We start from the raw sequence: 17,828 nt of genomic DNA, 5'->3' as shown, positions 1-17,828 counted from the left end.
TGCTGGTTTGCCCATTAGCTAGAAGTTCCTCACGCAAAGCCTAAATTAGGGCGATACTTTGCGTGAGGTGCGATAGGATGGATGATCGCCCAAACTAAATATTATCGTTTCTAATAATGGGCTTTGCACCTTATGAAATTTCAAAATATAAGGGGCTGAAGAGCAATGAATACACCATTTATTAGAAACCATCAATATAATTTTATTAAAAAACAAACAGACTTCCTTCTAAAAACACTGCGAACTGTAGCGGATCGAAGAGTCTTGGAGACGGTAAGATATCGTTCATCGTTGAATGTATTAGAAGCTTTTTCAACACTAAGTGATAGTCAGCAACAGTTGCTGCAACAAATATCTGCCTTTGAGACTGCATACGATTTTCAGAAGTATCTTAGTGGATTAGAGCCTTATTTAGAACCTTTTCCACAGATTACACCGAAACAGATTCAGAAGTTATTCCCTAAGAATAAGAAGCTGAAGGTACCTGATTTATCAGCAATCGACTTTCGATATATGACATATTTGAGCTGGATAGATATTGCTACCAATAAACTATTTATTGTATATCCGTTCGAAGGGCAGTTTATCGGTATTGAGGGTAGAATGACACCAATGAACAAGAAGGGGTATTGCCTGTTCTGTAATCGGCAGCAGCAGCTCGCCTTCTTTACGGTCAAGACCAGGCTTGCAAAATCTTCGCCGGATGATTACTCCTCCATTGGCCAATATATTTGCATAGAGAGCCAAGAATGTAATCATAGGATTACGGATACAGCAGCGTTAGAGAGATTCATTCTCTCCACTCGTGCATAATGTTAGGATTAGCAAAGGCTGCTTTTGTAGGTAGCTTCAGACTATAGAGCAATAGGGTTTTGAAACGAATGATTTCCGTTTCGAAACCCTATTTGCTGTTCGTTCAATTCTGAATTAATTATTTTGAATATTGTTGAAATAGAAACAAAAAAATAATGTGATATACTATTGTTAATGCAAGAGTGGGTAGGAGGACAGGTCATGAACAAAGAAGATCAGATCCTAACGGGTGTCAGGGACCTATATAATAAGATGGTTTGGCTTAACAAAGATAAGATGGAAGCAAGTCTTAAGGGTTATACATCTTCCGAAGTACATTGTATTGAATACATTGAAAAAAATGTAGATTCCAACGTAACAAAACTTGCGGAGTCCTTTTTTATGACTCGCGGTGCTATAAGTAAATTAACTAAGAAACTCATAGAAAAAGGCCTGATCGAAAGCTACCAGAAGTCGGATAACAAAAAAGAAATCTATTTTAGGCTTACTGAGCAAGGAAAAGTAATTTATAAAATCCATGAGAACCTTCACAAAGAGTTTCAAGAGCGGGATAAAGCCGTCTTTGCGCAGATAACCGAGGAACAATTTGATAGTATGCTTAGTTTCGTGGAAAAGTATAGTAGTCATTTGGATGCGGAAATAAAGAAACAGGGTAAAGATATTAAATCGGAATAAAATTTGAATAATGAAAATGAAACCACATGCAGTCGTGCTCTATGGAGAACGGCTGCATTTTTATTGTTATTATTTTGTTGACAAGGAAACAAAATGGCGATACGATAAACATGTTTCCTAGGAATCAAAACAGTGACTTTAAGGAGTGAACATAAATGTCCATATTTAAATCACACAATGAACAGAACACAGGACAATCCGTAGATAAACACGCATTAATATTCGGTCTTATCTCTGTGTTTCTTTGCGGAATAGGCTTTAGTATCATAATGCCTGTCGTCCCATTCTTAGTGCAGCCTTATACTAGCAGTCCGGGAGAACAAGCAATAGTTGTTACGATGCTGACCTCGGTATATGCAGTCTGTGTATTTTTTGCAGCCCCCGTACTTGGAGCTTTGAGCGACAAATATGGCCGGCGTCCATTACTCTTAGTATGCCTGTTGGGTTCCGCCGTCGGGTACTTGGTTTTTGGCATAGGAGGGGCTCTATGGGTACTATTTGCTGGACGTATAATCGAAGGGATAACAGGCGGGAGCATAAGCACGATCTTTGCATATTTTGCAGACATTATTCCTTCGCAGCAGAGAACCAAATACTTCGGATGGGTGAGTGCAGTTGTAGGTGTTGGCACCGTCATTGGCCCAACGATTGGCGGATTACTTGCTAAGTTTGGTTATTCTGTTCCCTTGTATTTTGGAGCAATCATAACTTTATTGAATGTTGTTTATGGATTCTTTTTTATGCCAGAGAGCCTTGCCAAGAAGAATAGACTGAAGGAGATTACCTTTGTAAGACTGAATCCATTTTCACAGCTTGCAAACTTACTTTCCATGAAAAACTTAAATAGGCTGCTAGTCTCAGCGTTTTTACTCTGGATTCCTAACGGATCTTTACAGGCAGTATTTTCTCAATTTACGATGGATACTTTCAGCTGGAAGCCTGCACTAATCGGACTTATGTTTTCGATTATGGGTCTCCAAGACATCATCTCACAAGGTTTGATCATGCCAAAGCTGTTGAAGAAGCTTAGTGATAAACGTATAGCAATTCTTGGAATGGCTTCGGAAATTATCGGTTACAGTTTTATTGCGTTATCTGCGTTGTTCTCATTCTATCCTCTTTTTATCGCTGGAATGTTTATATTTGGCTTTGGGGATTCGATTTTTGGGCCTTCATTTAACGGGATGCTTTCCAAATCTGTCGATTCTAGTGAACAAGGTAGGATTCAAGGAGGTAGCCAATCTATTCAGGCTTTAGCAAGAATGATTGGGCCTATCATTGGAGGTCAGATTTATGTATCACTAGGCCATGCCGCACCCGCATTTATGGGGATGATCCTTATAGCAGCAGCCATACTCGTTTTGTATAAGCGTCCGGATGTAATTATGTAAACTACCTACGTTTAAGAACATATAAAAATAGGGTTTCAGAACTCTGGGACAAGTTCTGAAACCCTATTTGTCATAGTTATTGTTTGTTTTTGGAATCTTTATTGATAACCCGTGCAGGACGAGTTACCCAGTTCGTACGATTCATCGGCTTAACTGTATCAATTCTGGCATTTGACGGTTCACTTGAAGCTTCAGTCGCTTCTGTTTCAGTAGATGTTGTAACTTCTTGATCCACGCTTTTTTTTCTTGATAGTCCTGTTCCATCATGCTTGCCTCGGTTCCATACTCTTCCCTTACTCATACATACACTCCATTTCTATACGCTTATTCATAAACCATATCATATTAGGACAAGTTAAGGAAGAAAGACATAAGCACAAATTGAAGGATTTTTCAAGTTATATTGGTTACTGGAGATTTCATTTGGCGATAGCTATAATAGTACTGATATTGAAAGGAGAGTACTTATATTATGGCAATCAAGATCATAACAGATAGCGGTTCTGACCTACCCCTTGACTACATGGAGAAGTATAATGTTTCCGTGGTCCATCTACCGGTTCATTTTGGGCATGAGTTAATGCCTGCGGATACGGATACGAAAACCTTTTATGCTAAAATGAGTGAATCCAAGGAGCTACCTACTACGGCAAGTCCAAGTCCAAACCAATTCCTTGAGACATTCAGGCAAGTAGAGGAAGGTACTGACATTATGGTCATTTGTATGTCCTCTAATATTAGTAGCACTTATCAGACGGCTATGATCGCTATGGAAATGTACCAAGAAGAAGGACACACCAATGCGATAGAGGTTATAGATTCCAAGACCTTTTCTGGCGGGTTGTCGCTGATCGTGGGCCTTGCGGCGAAGTGGTCACAGACTTGTTCAAGTCTGCAGGAACTGAAGGACAAGGTGCTTCAGCAAATGGATGAAGTTCGCGCATATTTTACACTGGATACACTTGAGAATGTAATGAAGGGCGGACGTCTAAGCCGTATATCAGGAGCGGTTGCTTCCGTGCTAAATATCAAACTACTGCTTAAAATCAGCGAAGAGGGTACTGTTGAGGTAGTGGAGAAGACCCGGGGTCTTCCAAAGGCATTAAACCGACTGCTTGCGCATTTGGATGAGAAGCAGCATGACTACGAGAAGGCTGTTATCGCTATAGTACACAGTAATTGTGAGAAGCTTGCACTTGAGATTAAAGAACGCATCTTACAAAAGCACCCGTTCAAAGAAGTTTTACTCTCAAGTATGGGACCTGTAATGGGAACCTATGCGGGTGAAGGTGGAATTGGTGTTGCTTTTTAATAGGACTCCGAGGGCGTTTATATTTGCCAGCAGGTGTTCAGATTTCTGGAATTATACGATCGTACATGGGACGAGTTCCTGTGTGCGATTTTTATTTAAATATAAGAATTTGATGGATGTAATAATTTAGCTATTCTTTAGATTGCGTTTAGGTGGGTTTAATAATCGAAGATTATAGTTAGATGGGGTGATTACTGTGTATACAATTCTAATCGCAGATGATGAAGCAGAAATTGTGGAATTGTTGAGATTATATTTAGAGAAAGAGTACAACATTGTGGAAGCGAACAGTGGGACTGAAGCGTTAATGCAAGTGCAGAACCAAAAAATTGATTTAGCGATTCTTGATATTATGATGCCTGGTCTAGATGGACTGCAATTATTGAAGAAAATTCGTGAGTTCCATCATTTCCCGGTGTTGTTTTTATCTGCAAAAAGCGAACATTACGACAAAATACTGGGACTTGAACTCGGTGCCGACGATTATATTTCTAAACCGTTTAATCCATTGGAAATTGTAGCTCGTGCAGGAGCTTTACTGCGGCGGGTACATCATTTTGACGCACAGATTATTGAAGAAAAGGCAGCTGAACAAATTGTGTTGGGAGAATTGAGGCTGGATCAAAGCCAGTGTCTGCTCTATCGTTCAGGAGAACCCGTCGTTCTTACTTCTACTGAGTACAAAATTCTGGAATTAATGATGAAACAACCGGGTCGGGTCTTTACACGAAAAAAAATATATGAGGCGGTATGGGAAGATTTCTATGTGTACGAAGATAATAGTATCATGGTACATATCAGTAATATCCGGGAAAAGATCGAGGAAGACTCCAAAAAGCCGGTTTATTTAAAGACTATTAGAGGGCTGGGATACAAAATTGAAGCGCCTATGGAGCAATAGAGATCAACGACCTTTACAATCATCGCTGACGCTGGATTTTTTGTTATTCATCTGCATTTTGTTTTTTCTTGTGATTGTTTATTATTTGTTCATTAACCTTGATGTGACCCATATGTTCGAAAAAAATAAAATCGCTGATCCTGATTTGAAGGTTGAAGCGAGTGCCTATCGAGATAATCTGGAGCATGGGATAGAAACCAAACGGCTTCTGCGTAGCGGTGGGTGGATTGAGATCTTGGGTCAAGACAAGAAGGTCATCGACGTAGTTGGAGATAAGAAGGACGATGTAACACAATATACCGACAATCAGCTCTTAAATAACCTGGAAAACGGAGAAGATCAGGCGTACTTCTACTCGTTGACTACACGTAATAATGAGAATGAATCAGAGTGGCTGCTTTTGAAAATCCCTAGAGAAGTTATCGACATTTCAATTAATAGTGATCCATTAGTTGAATACTTCAACCACTCGCTTTCATACTATGTTTTTTTAGGAGTTGGAATGGTTCTCTTGCTTATTATCGTGTACAGCTATTGGGTGGCACGAAGAATCAGGAAGCCGCTGCGTATTATTACGCTTGGTTTGAAGCAGATGATTGAAGGAAATTATGATACTCGTATCTCGCTATATGCAGAGAAAGAATTTTCGCAAATTGGGGAGACTTTTAATTATATGGCGGACGTAATTGAGAAGACAACGAAAGAAAAACGTCAAGCAGAGGAAAGTAAGAAACGCATGATGGTTGATCTTTCTCATGATCTGAAGACACCCATTACGAGTATACAGGGGTTTGCACAGGCGTTGGTTGAAGGCCGTGGTGAGGACGAAGAACGCCAGAAACGGTATTTAACCTATATCTATAATAAATCCTCGCAAGTGACCAAGCTGATTCAAAATATGGTGGAGCTACTTAAAATAGATTCCCCAGATTTTTTATTACGAATGGAGCGTCATGAATTGGGCGAGTTTATTCGTGAAATCGTTGCAGACTCCTATGGTGAGATTGAACAAAAGAACTTCATCCTGCAGCTGAATGTTCCTGAACAGGAAGTGTTCGCAAGCTTCGATGCGGAGCTACTCTCGAGCGTAGTTCATAATTTGATCTCCAATGCTTTGACCTATAACCCGCCAGGCACTCATCTGCGAGTGGAGGTTATCCCCTCGGAGAGCGAGGTTACCATTGAAATTGCAGATACCGGAGTAGGCATTCCTGAAGAGCTTTGGTCAACGCTTTTTGATCCGTTTGTTCGAGGAGATAAAGCGCGGTCAACTACAGGTGGAACGGGTCTTGGTTTATCCATTGCTATGAAAAATACAGAGAAGATGGGTGGAACGCTTCATCTCAGTCGCGGAAAGAAGGAACCAACGGTATTCACCATACGTATTCCCAAATAACGAGATGAAAGACACCCGAAAATAGAAGATAGGAGAGAACTATGGCTAAACTGAACACATTTATTCGAGTTTGTATAGCGATCCTTTTGGTGTTAGGCATCGTATTTTTAGGCTCACAAGTTAATTTTATTTTCAGTCCAATCTTGTCTTTATTTAATGTTATTATCGTGCCCTTAATGTTGGCAGGATTTTTCTATTATTTACTCCGACCTCTAATCAATACTTTGGAGAGATATAAACTAAATCGCTCTGTTGCGATCATCATCGTATATGTGGTCATTGCATTGCTCTTGTTTGGTTTTAGTATTGGAGTATGGCCTTCACTTCGAACACAGCTAATTAATTTTGTCGATAATATGCCAAATCTGATCGCAGCCGTGAATCAGCAGTTATTGAGGCTCGAGGACAGTGGATTCTTGGCTTCTATTATCCCAGCAGATATGGATCTTGCTTCCCAATTGACTGAATATTTGAATAAAGGATTTAATCTGATTTCGAACTACGTAACGGGACTATTCTCCTTTGTTTCAAATTTCGCGATTATTTTATTTACCTTTCCTATTATGTTGTTTTACATGCTTAAGGAAGGTGGGAAATTTGGTCGTAAGATTGTAAGTTTCTTTCCAAAGAAGTATCGTGGAGAAGGGACTACAATGATGAGTGAAATTGACAGTGCGTTAAGTGGATTCATTGTTGGTCGGGTATTAGTCAATCTGGCACTTGGTGTTCTGATGTATATTGGTTTCCTTATTATTGGACTACAGTATGCATTGTTATTGACAGTGATTGCTGTTGTGATGAATTTTGTACCTTTCATTGGTGCAATTCTCTCCAGTATCCCAATTTTCATTATCGGATTCATCCAATCGCCGTCCATTGCAGTATGGTCCATCATCATCGTTCTTGTAGCGCAGCAAATTCAGGATAATCTGATTGCTCCCTACATTTTTGGGAAAAAGCTTGATATTCATCCGCTGACAACGATCATCTTAGTGTTGGTTGGTGGAGATATAGGCGGGATTATTGCGATATTGCTGATTATTCCATTGTATATGATTGTGAAAATCCTCTTGACCAAAGTGTATAATTTGTTTGTTAAGAACCACAGGGCAGAGTCAGAGGTAGAAGTAGAGGTAGAGGAGAGCCTTTAATATCTCTTAAATTAGCAAATATGGAGGTTGTTTATATGAATGAAGGAACGGAGCAAGGATTAATTCATATCTCAGATGATGTAGTCACATCGATCGTTGGACAGGTGGTTCTGGAAACGCCAGGTATTGCTGGGATGTCAGGAAGTAATATTTCGGACAACTGGGCCAAACGTTTGGGCGGTAAAAATGTGAAAAAAGGATTGTCTGTAGAAGTGAAGGAAGTAGACGTTGCCATCGACCTGCGGGTTATTGTTAATTACGGATGTGTGATTCAAGAGGTCTGTTATATGCTGCAAAAAAATGTGCGTAATGCTGTGGAGAATATGATGGGCTTGTCCCTTGTTTCGGTAAATGTGAAAGTTGAGAAGGTAGCCCTTCCAGTATAAGGATATCTCTCAAATAGGCACCGTGATATAGGCTTCTGCATAGAATGGAGCAAATCCATTTACGGAGGTCAGAGCATCCATGTCGACATATAACACTGGGCAAGAGCAGAATGTGATTTATCAGGCCGATCCTACGGTGATCCGGCACCTGCACGGTGTCCGTGATTCCTTGCATCAATCTTGCAAGCCCTACCTAAACCATAGGGTGAATGTACAGACTTTAGATGGCTTAGTGCATGAAGGCACTATTGCCGGAGTAGATAATAAACATTTGTATTTGAACGTTGCAGTAAATGGGCAAATGCCGCGCGGATATTATAACCCTTACCAACCGTATCATCCGGGTCATGGTCATGGTCATGGTCCGTATCCCGGCCCGGGTCCTTACCCAGGTCCTCCTAATAATAATGTGATCTTGCCGCTTGTGTTGTTCGAACTGCTGGCTATTTCTTTACTCTAAAGTTGAATTCTATTGAATAAGAGCATGTACTGGTTTTGCGATCGTACGTTGACGCGACTAGTCATGTTCTTTTTTTGTGTAATTGATGTGTACTCTTGATATAATTGCTGTAATACTGGAGGTGTGTCATATGATTAAATATCCGATTTTGAACAAGAATGCGACAATAGGGGTAACAGCACCTTCATCTGGAGTAGGCGCTCAAAATGCAGAGTTAATTAAGCTTACTTCAAGCCGTTTGGAATCTAAAGGATTTAATATGATTTGTGGGGATACGGTATGGACGCAAGAGAAAGCCAAATCCGCACCGGCCAAAGTTCGTGCTCAGGAGTTTAACGAGATGATGGGCAGTGAGCATATTGATATCCTTATTCCGCCTTGGGGCGGAGAATTGTTAATTGAGGTTCTTGAATTTATTGATTTCGATACTATGAAGGACAAGTGGATCTTAGGTTATTCAGATATTAGCGTGCTGTTGCTTGCAGTTACGTTAAGAACGGGGATTGCTACGGCCCACGGGACTAACCTTGTTGATTTAAGAGGAGAATATTCAGATGATACCACAGCCATGTGGGAAGCTGTTCTAGAGACGAAAGCAGGGGATTCTATTGTCCAGCATTCATCGCTTAAATATCAGGGGGAATGGCAACATGATGCTCCTACGCCTTATGTTTTTCACTTGACAGAAGATACCCGTTGGAAGACAGTATCCTCTGGTCCTGTAACTATGAAAGGGCGTCTGCTAGGGGGCTGTATAGATGTAATTAGGCATCTGATTGGCACACCATTTGGCAATCTGCGGCATTTCCAAGAACAAATGATTAACAATGAACCGATCCTATGGTATTTGGAAAACTGCGAACTGAATACGGTTGATGTACGTAGGTCATTAGTTCAGATGAAGCTAGCAGGTTGGTTTAAGAATTGTTCTGGCATTATGTTTGGCAGAAGTCCTGCTAATCGACCAGTAGAGAACTACACGGCCGAAGACATCTACGCAGAGCTTTCTGAGGAGCTCCAGTTACCTATTGTGTATGATATCGATTGTGGTCATATTCCACCGCAAATTACGCTTATTAACGGTGCGTATGCTGAAGTTGATGTGACGGACGGAGTAGGAACGGTAAAGCAATTTTTCTATGAATAAATGCATACAAAAAAAAGGGACAACCATTTGGGTTGTCCCTTTTACTATTAGTTCTGTGTATTTACAATTGCAGTGATTTCCTCATCCAGGTCTAGCCTTACATCTTCGCGGTATGCACGAATGCCATATTCGCTAAGCATGTAACGTAGAATCGCCTCGATCATGTTGGACTCAACTAAATATTGACTACGTCCCTGTACCCAAACCTCAGCAGAGTATCCGGTGTCTTCGTCCCAGCTCAGTTCTACTTGAACATCTTCAGGGCGAACCGCTTTACGTTCAGCCATGTGTAGGCAGAGGGCATTGATGATCTCATCCATGCTTAGAACCATTGTTGACATTAGTAACGCCCACCTTGATCTTCTAAGCGACGACGTTCTTTTCTGCGACGGAAGAAGGACATCACGAGCATTACGAGCACATAGATAGCAAGCATATTAATGACGAATCCTAGAATGTTACCGAAGGCACCCATACCGGCGAACATTCCGCCGAACAGTAACCCAGCCAAACCACCGATCATCATACCTTTCATTAAGCCACCACCGCTGAAGAATCCCCGTTTCGTATTCGCAGTAGATCCTGCTGTGGAGCTTTTAGTGCTATCGCTTTTTCTTACGTTATCGGTTGTTGATTTTTTTGGAGTTGTTGAATAGCTGCGAGTGCCGGATTTAAAACCGCCACCACCTCGCTTCGCATCCACAAAGTTCGGGGTAGCTACGGCGAAAAATAGAGTAAAGGCCATTACAATCATCATTACGCGTTTCATTGGTTTCATTTAGTACGAAAACCCTCCTGTGAGTATGAATTTGTGTGCATGTTCAGTATTACGCAGCTAGTCCTACTAGGTTTCAATTTTTATTTAAAATATAAGAAAGTATATGCTTGTCATAATTTATACTTTTTTAATCAGAAAAAAAGCGTGGATCCAGGATCCACGCAATTAGCAGATAGAAGGTAGTTACTTAAATCATTTATACCCATCAACGACAAGCTCAAGCGCTCCGGTAGCCGGATCGATGATCATGCCATGCACTGGTACATTTGGGGGTAGTAATGGATGCTTATTGATCAGATTCACAGTTTGGGATACCCCTTCTTGGATATTGTCAAACCCGCGTAACCACTTGGTAAGCTTGATCCCGGAATTCTCCAGCGTGTTTAGCACCTCTTCGGATACTCCGCGTTCTTTTATGGAATTGATCATATGATCTGCATTGAGGGAAGCCATACCGCATTCATAGTGCCCAACAACGATAACTTCCTCCGCGTCAAGTTCATATAACGCAACCATGACACTACGCATAACACTACCAAAGGGCTGAGAAATAACCGCTCCGGCATTTTTGATGATTTTGACATCACCGTTCTTAAAATTCATCGCTTTTGGTAATAGTTCAACCAGACGGGTATCCATACAAGTGATAATCAACATTTTTTTATCTGGATAGCGGCTTGTTAAATACGCTTCATACTCTTTATTCTCTACAAAACTCTTATTAAAGTTAATAATATCGGATACATGGCTCATGGCTATTCTTCCTCCCTAAAATCACTGAATTGTACTTACATTACGCATATCTCTTACCAGGATATTTTTTCCGTAAATCTGTGAATCACTGTCTAGCTTAAAGGAAGAGAATCTTTCCTCGGCATCCAGACGCATCTTGTCCTCATAAAAGATTTCCTGCTGACGGCTTACGATAAAGGGAAGGGAATCACTTTCCATCCTGGAATCGCCGTCCTCCACTTCTGAAACAATCAGTAATACATTAATTCCGTCACACCCGCAGCCTTCCGTATCATAAAAGAGCTTGAAAAATCCTGGCCGATCTTCAAGCCTTTCCTTCAACTTCCTTTCTGCGAGAGGTGTAACTTGAATCATCATAGCCTGTTCACGCTCCTTTGAATTTTGTGCGAAGCAAGATCTGCTTCTTATGTAACCCATTGAATATTTTAAATTAGAGATGTAATCTCTGAAGTTGATTATACTCATTCAAAAAAGTATCATCAAGAGGAGTCGGCAAAACAGAGAAAGCAGGTGTAATAAAATGGAACAGCAAGTGAAGGAACAGTGGGAGAAATTTAGCGAGTTATTATCAAAAATAAGTGGATATTCAGAGGCCATAGAATTACTTCACTGGGATTTACGCACCGGTGCGCCACGTAAGGGAGTAGAGGTTCGTTCGGGTACGATTGGGATGCTGAGTGGAGAACTGTTCAGACTCGGAATTTCGGAGGAAATGGGAGATTTTACAACATTTTTTACCCGTCCTGAAGTGATTTCCCAGCTATCACATGATCAGAAGAAGATCGTTACCGATTGCCGTAAAGAATATGAGCGCAGCAAGAGCATCCCTTCCAAAAGATTTGAGGAGTACGCTGTCCTGTCCGCACATTCCCAAACCATCTGGGAAGAAGCCAAGGAGAATGATGATTTCGCTACTTTTGAACCTTACTTAAGCAAGATAGTTGCTCTAAAGCAAGAATTTATCGATTATTGGGGTGTAAAAGGAACGCGGTACGATACGCTTCTTGATATGTATGAGCCTGATCTTACGGTAGAAAAAGTGGATGAAGTATTCAGCCGCCTGCGCAGCCGTTTGGTACCATTGGTAGAAGCTATCGCTGCTTCGCCCAATAAACCGGACACAAGCTTCTTACAGCAGATCTTCCCTAAAGAACAGCAGGAAAAGTTCGGCAACTTTATTTTAGAACAAATGGGCTACGATTTTGACGCAGGTCGTTTAGATGAGAGTGTGCATCCTTTTGCAACAGGATTGAATCCAGGCGACGTTCGTATTACAACCGCTTATCTGCTTGATAATGTGACTAGTGCCATATTCAGCTCACTACATGAAGGTGGACATGCGCTTTATGAGCAAAATATCAGCAAGGATTTTGTTGGAACACCGCTGGCACAAGGTGCATCGATGGGGATTCATGAATCTCAGTCGAGACTATGGGAGAACATGATCGGACGCAGCCGGGCTTTCTGGCAACGTTATTACGGGGATCTTCAACAACAATTCCCGGAACAGCTTGCAAATGTGGAGTTGGAAGATTTCTACCGGGCGATCAACAGCGTGGAGAACTCATTTATCCGGATCGAAGCAGATGAGCTTACATACAATCTGCACATTATCGTGCGTTATGAGATCGAGAAGCTTATTTTTAATGAAGGCCTTTCTGTAAAAGACTTGCCTCAAGTATGGAATGCTAAGTATCAAGAGTATCTGGGTATTACTCCGCCATCTAACGCACTTGGTGTGCTGCAAGATGTCCATTGGTCTGGCGGGGATTTCGGATACTTTGCTTCCTACTCCTTAGGTAATATGTACGCTGCACAGATTCTGAATACACTTCGCAAAGAGTTACCGGAGTTTGATGAGTTAATTGCTGCAGGGAACCTGTTACCTATTAAAGAGTGGCTAACCGATAAGATCTATCGTTTCGGCAATAGCTTAACGCCTTCACAAATTATTGAGCAAGTAACGGGGGAACCACTGAGTCCAGATTATTTAGCTGATTATTTAGAAGCGAAGTATACGGAGATTTACAAACTGTAATCCAGTAGGGTACGCGTGGTATAATAGAAAGAAAGCTTAGACGGAAGGATATGGATATGGCAAATACTCACACCTACAGCCGGAGAGAAGAAGTCGCGAATGCGATTACGCACGGGATTGGAACGGTATTAAGCGTGGCTGCACTTGTTCTGCTTGTTGTTTTTGCAAGTCTGAAAGGAACGACATGGCATGTGGTCAGCTTCTCCATCTATGGAACGACAATGCTGCTTCTGTATCTGAATTCAACACTAGTGCATAGTCTCAAAGAGGGTAAGGCGAAGGATTTGTTCGAATTTTTCGATCATTCCGCTATTTATCTGTTTATTGCTGGCACGTATACCCCCTTTTTGTTAGTCGCCATTCGGGGAACGCTTGGATGGAGTTTGTTCGGAGTTATTTGGGGAATCGCAGTGTTCGGTGTTTTCTTCAAGGCATTTTTTGTTAAAAAGTTTCTGTTCATGTCCACCATATTCTACATCGCAATGGGCTGGCTGATTGTAATCGCTTGGAACCCTCTTTCGGCTGTTGTAGCAGACGGAGGAATGATCCTGCTGATGGCTGGAGGTATACTCTATACATTAGGTACTGTTTTTTATGTATGGAGAGGGTTTCCATACCATCATGCGATTTGGCATGTATTTGTCCTTGCGGGTAGTGTCACACACTTCTTCGCCGTATTGATTTATGTACTGCCGATCCAATAATTTCAAGCGTATTTATTGCGTGAAAAAGGGATTTTTAATAAAGAAAGAGATGACAAGCAAAAATGCTTGACATCTCTCTTTCTTTTAGGTATCATAAGGGACGTTGTGAAGGTGTAAAGTGTTTTTCCTTGACGAAGGGAGTGCCCTTAATGAGTCAGGAGAATAGGCTCGAGAAAACGAATCGTATCAATCTGCTTTTTGCCTTTTATGAACGACTGCTTACAGATAAGCAGCAAACGTTTCTTAAATATTATTTTCACGACGATTTTTCCTTGGGAGAGATTGCCGCTGAATTTGAAATCAGCCGCCAAGCCGTTTATGAACATATTAAACGGGCGGAGCAAGTCCTAGAAAATTATGAAGAAAAACTTGGTTTATTAGTGAAGCATGAGAGTCGTACCAAATATTTAGAAGAACTGCGCAGACTGCCGGAGAATGGGATGCTGCCTGAGCAATATAAACTTCGGTTCGCGGAGATCGTGGATCGCTTGCAGAGGTTAGAGTAGCATGAAGGGAGAAACTGCATATGGCGTTTGAAGGTTTAACCGGAAGATTGCAGAATGTGTTCAGCAAGCTGCGCGGTAAAGGTAAAGTATCCGAAGATGACGTAAACGAAGCTATGCGCGAAGTACGGTTGGCCCTTCTGGAAGCCGACGTTAACTTCAAGGTAGTTAAAGAATTCGTGGCTAAGGTGAAAGAAAAGTCTATTGGAACAGAAGTGATGGACAGCTTTACACCTGGGATGGTCATTATCGACATCGTTAACAAGGAACTAACCGAGCTGATGGGTGGAAGCCAAGCGAAGCTGGCCAAGTCGAACAAGCCACCAACTGTCATTATGATGGCGGGTTTACAAGGGGCGGGTAAGACAACCACTTCGGGTAAGCTGGCGAAGCTGTTACAGAAGGGCAATCATCGTCCATTGCTTGTTGCGGCAGATATTTATCGCCCTGCTGCGATCAAACAACTTCAAGTACTTGGAGAACAAATTAAAGTTCCAGTATTTTCGCTAGGTGACCAGACTAGTCCGGTAGAGATTGCCAGACAAGCTGTGCAACATGCGAAGGATAACGGACTTGATTATGTAATTATTGATACTGCAGGCCGCCTGCACATTGATGAAGAATTGATGGAAGAACTGAAGCAGATTCACAACATTGTAAATCCTGATGAAGTTCTGTTAGTAGTAGATGCAATGACCGGTCAAGACGCCGTGAACGTAGCTGAGAGCTTTAATAAGCAGCTTGAGCTTACAGGGGTTGTATTGACGAAGCTTGACGGCGATAGCCGCGGTGGTGCTGCACTATCCGTCAAAGCCGTAACTGGTTGCCCGATCAAATTCGCTGCGCTAGGTGAGAAGATTGACGCATTGGAGCCGTTCCATCCGGAACGTATGGCTTCGCGGATTTTGGGTATGGGCGACATGTTGTCGCTGATTGAGAAAGCTCAAGCGAACATTGACACTGATAAAGCTAAGGAAATGGAACGTAAGATGCGCAATGCAGAATTTACGTTTGATGATTTCCTTGAGCAAATGGATCAGGTGAAGAAGCTTGGCCCGATCGATCAAATTCTTGACATGCTGCCTGGCATGAACAAAGCCAAGGGCATTAAGGATTTGAAGGTTGACGACAAGCAAATGGGCCGCGTTGAAGCCATAGTTCATTCTATGACTAAGACGGAAAAGCGTCAGCCCGAGATCATCAACCATAACCGCCGCAAGCGTATTGCTGCTGGTAGCGGAACTTCGGTTGCCGAGGTCAACCGCCTCATTAAGCAATTTGATGAGATGCGTAAGATGATGAAGCAATTCTCAGGCATGATGGGCGGAGGCGGCAAAGCCTCTAAGAAGAATGCGATGAAGCAGCTTAAAGGTCTAGGTGGAAAAGGTATGAAGTTCCCTTTTAAATGATCTTGCTGTACTAATATCTCGAAACTATTATAAGGAGGTGATTTTTCGTGGCAGTACGTATTCGTCTGAAAAGAATGGGAGCGCATAAAGCGCCTTTCTATCGTGTAGTGGTTTCCGATTCCCGGTCCCCTCGTGACGGTCGTTTTATCGAGGAAATCGGTTATTATAATCCGATTGAACAACCGGCAGTAGTTAAGATCGATGAGGAAAAAGCTCTTAAATGGCTTCAAACAGGTGCGCAAGCATCTGATACAGTACGCAACTTGCTTTCCAAAGCAGGCGTAATGAAGAAGTTTCATGAGCTTAAGCAACAGAAATAATGACTGATTGCGAGGGTCCTCTATGGAAGAATTAGTTGGAGTAATTGCTAAGGCTTTAGTGGATCATCCAGAAGATGTGACGGTACGAGCGGTGGAGAAGGATCACCTAATTGTCTATGAACTGTCCGTACATCCTGATGATGTTGGGAAGGTCATTGGCAAACAAGGAAGGATCGCTAAGGCGCTCCGTACAGTAGTCACATCTGCAGCAGTCAAGAGCGATAAACGCGTAACTGTAGATATTTTATCTTAAATGATGCGTACAATGAGGGGCTAGGGATAGTATATCCCGGCTCCTTTTTGTTCAAATATAGATTAGATGAAGCTCGTAAAGGAGAGGGTTGTATGACAGAAGAGTTAACCGTAGGCAGACTTGTGAATACGCATGGTATTCGTGGGGAGATTAAAGTGCTATCCCATACCGATTTCCCTGATGTTCGTTTTGCTGCAGGTAAGAAGCTGCAGGTGATCCCTGCAGATGGCAGTTCTAAATTCGAAGTAACTGTAGAGTCCGCTCGTGAGCACAAGGGTATGTTCATCGTTAAGCTCAAAGGGTATACGAACATCAATGAAGTGGAAAAATATAAAGGAAGCCTCCTGAAGGTTCCGAGTAATGATCTGGTGGATCTCCCTGAGAACGAATACTACTTCCACCAAATCGTCGGTTGTGAGGTATACACGGATGAAGATGAAAACAAACCTCTCGGTACGATTACAGAAATCTTACAGCCTGGTGCGAATGACGTATGGGTTGTTAAGCCTGCAAAAGGACAAGACATCCTAATTCCTGTAATCAACGATGTAGTCCTGAATGTGGATATAGAAGCCAAACGAATTGTTGTCCATTTGATGGAAGGGTTATTGCCATGATGAGAATTGATGTGCTTACGCTCTTTCCGGAAATGTGCGAAGGCGTATTCAGCACAAGCATTCTTGGTAAAGCACGTGAAAAAGGAATCGTCTCCTTAAATGCTGTGAACTTCCGTGATTTCTCGGGAAATAAGCATAATAGTGTGGATGATACACCGTATGGCGGTGGCGGGGGTATGGTGCTCAAGCCTGATCCGATTTTTAATGCAGTCGAGCATGTGCTTGGTATTACACCGAACGAGGAAGATCACAATCGATCTGATGAAGTGGGCTCTGTGAAGCCGCGTATCATCCTTATGTGCCCACAAGGAAAAACTTACAATCAGAAGATTGCAGAGGAACTGGCGCAAGAGCAGCACCTAATCTTCATATGTGGGCATTATGAGGGATATGATGAGCGGATTCGTGAGCATCTGGTAACTGATGAACTTTCAATGGGTGATTACGTGCTAACAGGTGGAGAGCTGCCTGCGTTGACGGTTATAGATTCCATAGTCCGGCTTCAGCCAGGAGCACTTGGAAATGAAACCTCTGCGATATCTGACTCGTTCAGCACTGGACTGCTAGAATATCCACACTACACACGTCCTGCCGAGTTTCGCGGCTGGAAGGTACCGGATATTTTGCTGAGTGGTCATCATGCTAACATCGACATATGGCGGAGAGAGCAGGCACTGCTGCGCACGTTGGAACGCAGACCGGACCTGCTTGAGACTGCAGAACTTACATTGAAAGACAAAAAGACACTGGAACGTCTAAGGAATGTGGACAAACCGGAGTGATAATTTAATGAAACAGGTATATTTGACGTCTTTTTAACG

23 protein-coding genes are annotated in these 17,828 nt (G+C 42.1%); 18 read left to right on the top strand and 5 right to left on the bottom strand.

All coding sequences use genetic code 11. The features are described 5' to 3' along the window. Positions 1–165 precede the first annotated feature (165 nt). The 3 genes from NSS87_RS19595 to NSS87_RS19585 all read left to right on the top strand — a co-directional run bounded on the left by NSS87_RS19595 (position 166) and on the right by NSS87_RS19585 (position 2,879). Entirely contained in the window at positions 166–813 is a 648-nt protein-coding gene (locus NSS87_RS19595) for an elongation factor G-binding protein (protein ID WP_042189501.1), read from the top strand. 201 nt (positions 814–1,014) lie between these two features. Further along, entirely contained in the window at positions 1,015–1,488 is a 474-nt protein-coding gene (locus NSS87_RS19590) for a MarR family transcriptional regulator (RefSeq protein ID WP_042189499.1), read from the top strand. A gap of 155 nt (positions 1,489–1,643) precedes the next feature. Beyond that, on the top strand, positions 1,644–2,879 hold the full coding sequence (locus NSS87_RS19585) for a tetracycline resistance MFS efflux pump (protein ID WP_042189497.1): 1,236 nt from the start codon (positions 1,644–1,646) through the stop codon (positions 2,877–2,879). A gap of 76 nt (positions 2,880–2,955) precedes the next feature. On the opposite strand, the gene NSS87_RS19580 is transcribed toward NSS87_RS19585, so the two are convergent. Further along, complete coding sequence (locus NSS87_RS19580) at positions 2,956–3,180, bottom strand: hypothetical protein (RefSeq protein WP_042189495.1); 225 nt, start codon at positions 3,178–3,180, stop codon at positions 2,956–2,958. Between the two features lie 171 nt (positions 3,181–3,351). Between NSS87_RS19580 and NSS87_RS19575 the strand changes: the two genes are divergently transcribed. The 7 genes from NSS87_RS19575 to NSS87_RS19545 all read left to right on the top strand — a co-directional run bounded on the left by NSS87_RS19575 (position 3,352) and on the right by NSS87_RS19545 (position 9,632). Further along, a complete protein-coding gene (locus NSS87_RS19575) occupies positions 3,352–4,191 on the top strand; it encodes a DegV family protein (RefSeq protein WP_042189493.1) in 840 nt (279 codons plus the stop codon). 196 nt (positions 4,192–4,387) lie between these two features. Continuing rightward, positions 4,388–5,092 carry a response regulator transcription factor gene (locus NSS87_RS19570; RefSeq protein ID WP_042189491.1) on the top strand — a complete coding sequence of 235 codons (705 nt, stop codon included), beginning with the start codon at positions 4,388–4,390 and terminating at the stop codon, positions 5,090–5,092. Positions 5,093–5,204: 112 nt separating this feature from the next. Then, positions 5,205–6,488 (top strand): HAMP domain-containing sensor histidine kinase, encoded by a 1,284-nt coding sequence (locus NSS87_RS19565; RefSeq protein WP_339242166.1) that lies wholly within the window; start codon positions 5,205–5,207, stop codon positions 6,486–6,488. Between the two features lie 41 nt (positions 6,489–6,529). After that, a complete protein-coding gene (locus tag NSS87_RS19560) occupies positions 6,530–7,639 on the top strand; it encodes an AI-2E family transporter (protein WP_042189487.1) in 1,110 nt (369 codons plus the stop codon). A gap of 35 nt (positions 7,640–7,674) precedes the next feature. Then, positions 7,675–8,025, top strand: coding sequence for an Asp23/Gls24 family envelope stress response protein (locus NSS87_RS19555; RefSeq protein ID WP_042129003.1), 351 nt, complete (start codon positions 7,675–7,677; stop codon positions 8,023–8,025). A gap of 79 nt (positions 8,026–8,104) precedes the next feature. After that, positions 8,105–8,485 (top strand): hypothetical protein, encoded by a 381-nt coding sequence (locus NSS87_RS19550; RefSeq protein ID WP_339242163.1) that lies wholly within the window; start codon positions 8,105–8,107, stop codon positions 8,483–8,485. A gap of 130 nt (positions 8,486–8,615) precedes the next feature. Further along, positions 8,616–9,632 (top strand): S66 peptidase family protein, encoded by a 1,017-nt coding sequence (locus NSS87_RS19545; RefSeq protein WP_339242162.1) that lies wholly within the window; start codon positions 8,616–8,618, stop codon positions 9,630–9,632. A gap of 47 nt (positions 9,633–9,679) precedes the next feature. On the opposite strand, the gene NSS87_RS19540 is transcribed toward NSS87_RS19545, so the two are convergent. From NSS87_RS19540 to NSS87_RS19525, 4 genes are all read right to left on the bottom strand, one after another. Further along, on the bottom strand, positions 9,680–9,964 hold the full coding sequence (locus tag NSS87_RS19540; protein ID WP_076299354.1) for a YxcD family protein: 285 nt from the start codon (positions 9,962–9,964) through the stop codon (positions 9,680–9,682). 8 nt (positions 9,965–9,972) lie between these two features. Beyond that, the gene (locus NSS87_RS19535; protein ID WP_042194151.1) at positions 9,973–10,401 is read right to left on the bottom strand and encodes a membrane protein; all 429 of its coding nucleotides are present in this window, start codon (positions 10,399–10,401) and stop codon (positions 9,973–9,975) included. A gap of 201 nt (positions 10,402–10,602) precedes the next feature. After that, positions 10,603–11,163 carry a carbonic anhydrase gene (locus NSS87_RS19530; protein ID WP_042189481.1) on the bottom strand — a complete coding sequence of 187 codons (561 nt, stop codon included), beginning with the start codon at positions 11,161–11,163 and terminating at the stop codon, positions 10,603–10,605. A 21-nt stretch (positions 11,164–11,184) separates the two neighbouring features. Beyond that, the gene (locus NSS87_RS19525) at positions 11,185–11,520 is read right to left on the bottom strand and encodes an iron-sulfur cluster biosynthesis family protein (protein WP_042189479.1); all 336 of its coding nucleotides are present in this window, start codon (positions 11,518–11,520) and stop codon (positions 11,185–11,187) included. Positions 11,521–11,683: 163 nt separating this feature from the next. Here NSS87_RS19525 and NSS87_RS19520 point away from each other — a divergent pair, with 163 nt between their 5' ends. The 8 genes from NSS87_RS19520 to trmD all read left to right on the top strand — a co-directional run bounded on the left by NSS87_RS19520 (position 11,684) and on the right by trmD (position 17,789). Continuing rightward, positions 11,684–13,201 (top strand): carboxypeptidase M32, encoded by a 1,518-nt coding sequence (locus tag NSS87_RS19520; protein WP_339242159.1) that lies wholly within the window; start codon positions 11,684–11,686, stop codon positions 13,199–13,201. A 56-nt stretch (positions 13,202–13,257) separates the two neighbouring features. Then, entirely contained in the window at positions 13,258–13,905 is a 648-nt protein-coding gene (locus NSS87_RS19515; RefSeq protein WP_042189474.1) for a hemolysin III family protein, read from the top strand. Positions 13,906–14,054: 149 nt separating this feature from the next. Beyond that, positions 14,055–14,411: a YlxM family DNA-binding protein gene (ylxM, locus tag NSS87_RS19510; RefSeq protein WP_036688609.1), complete on the top strand. Its 357-nt coding sequence runs from the start codon at positions 14,055–14,057 to the stop codon at positions 14,409–14,411. Positions 14,412–14,431: 20 nt separating this feature from the next. After that, positions 14,432–15,817, top strand: coding sequence for a signal recognition particle protein (ffh, locus tag NSS87_RS19505; RefSeq protein WP_042189471.1), 1,386 nt, complete (start codon positions 14,432–14,434; stop codon positions 15,815–15,817). Positions 15,818–15,864: 47 nt separating this feature from the next. Then, positions 15,865–16,137: a 30S ribosomal protein S16 gene (gene rpsP, locus NSS87_RS19500; protein WP_036688604.1), complete on the top strand. Its 273-nt coding sequence runs from the start codon at positions 15,865–15,867 to the stop codon at positions 16,135–16,137. A gap of 22 nt (positions 16,138–16,159) precedes the next feature. Next, on the top strand, positions 16,160–16,390 hold the full coding sequence (locus NSS87_RS19495; RefSeq protein ID WP_042128982.1) for a KH domain-containing protein: 231 nt from the start codon (positions 16,160–16,162) through the stop codon (positions 16,388–16,390). A 92-nt stretch (positions 16,391–16,482) separates the two neighbouring features. Beyond that, positions 16,483–17,007, top strand: a complete 525-nt coding sequence (gene rimM / locus NSS87_RS19490) for a ribosome maturation factor RimM (RefSeq protein ID WP_076299254.1) — start codon at positions 16,483–16,485, stop codon at positions 17,005–17,007. Further along, positions 17,007–17,789, top strand: coding sequence for a tRNA (guanosine(37)-N1)-methyltransferase TrmD (gene trmD, locus NSS87_RS19485; protein ID WP_042194150.1), 783 nt, complete (start codon positions 17,007–17,009; stop codon positions 17,787–17,789). Before rimM ends, trmD begins: the two co-directional genes overlap by 1 nt. Positions 17,790–17,828 lie beyond the last annotated feature (39 nt).

This window comes from Paenibacillus sp. FSL F4-0243 (assembly GCF_037963295.1).
In the GTDB taxonomy this organism is placed as follows: Bacteria; Bacillota; Bacilli; order Paenibacillales; family Paenibacillaceae; genus Paenibacillus_AQ.
The sequence above is the reverse complement of the archived record's forward strand: the minus strand, read 5'-3'. Positions and strand labels throughout refer to the sequence as shown.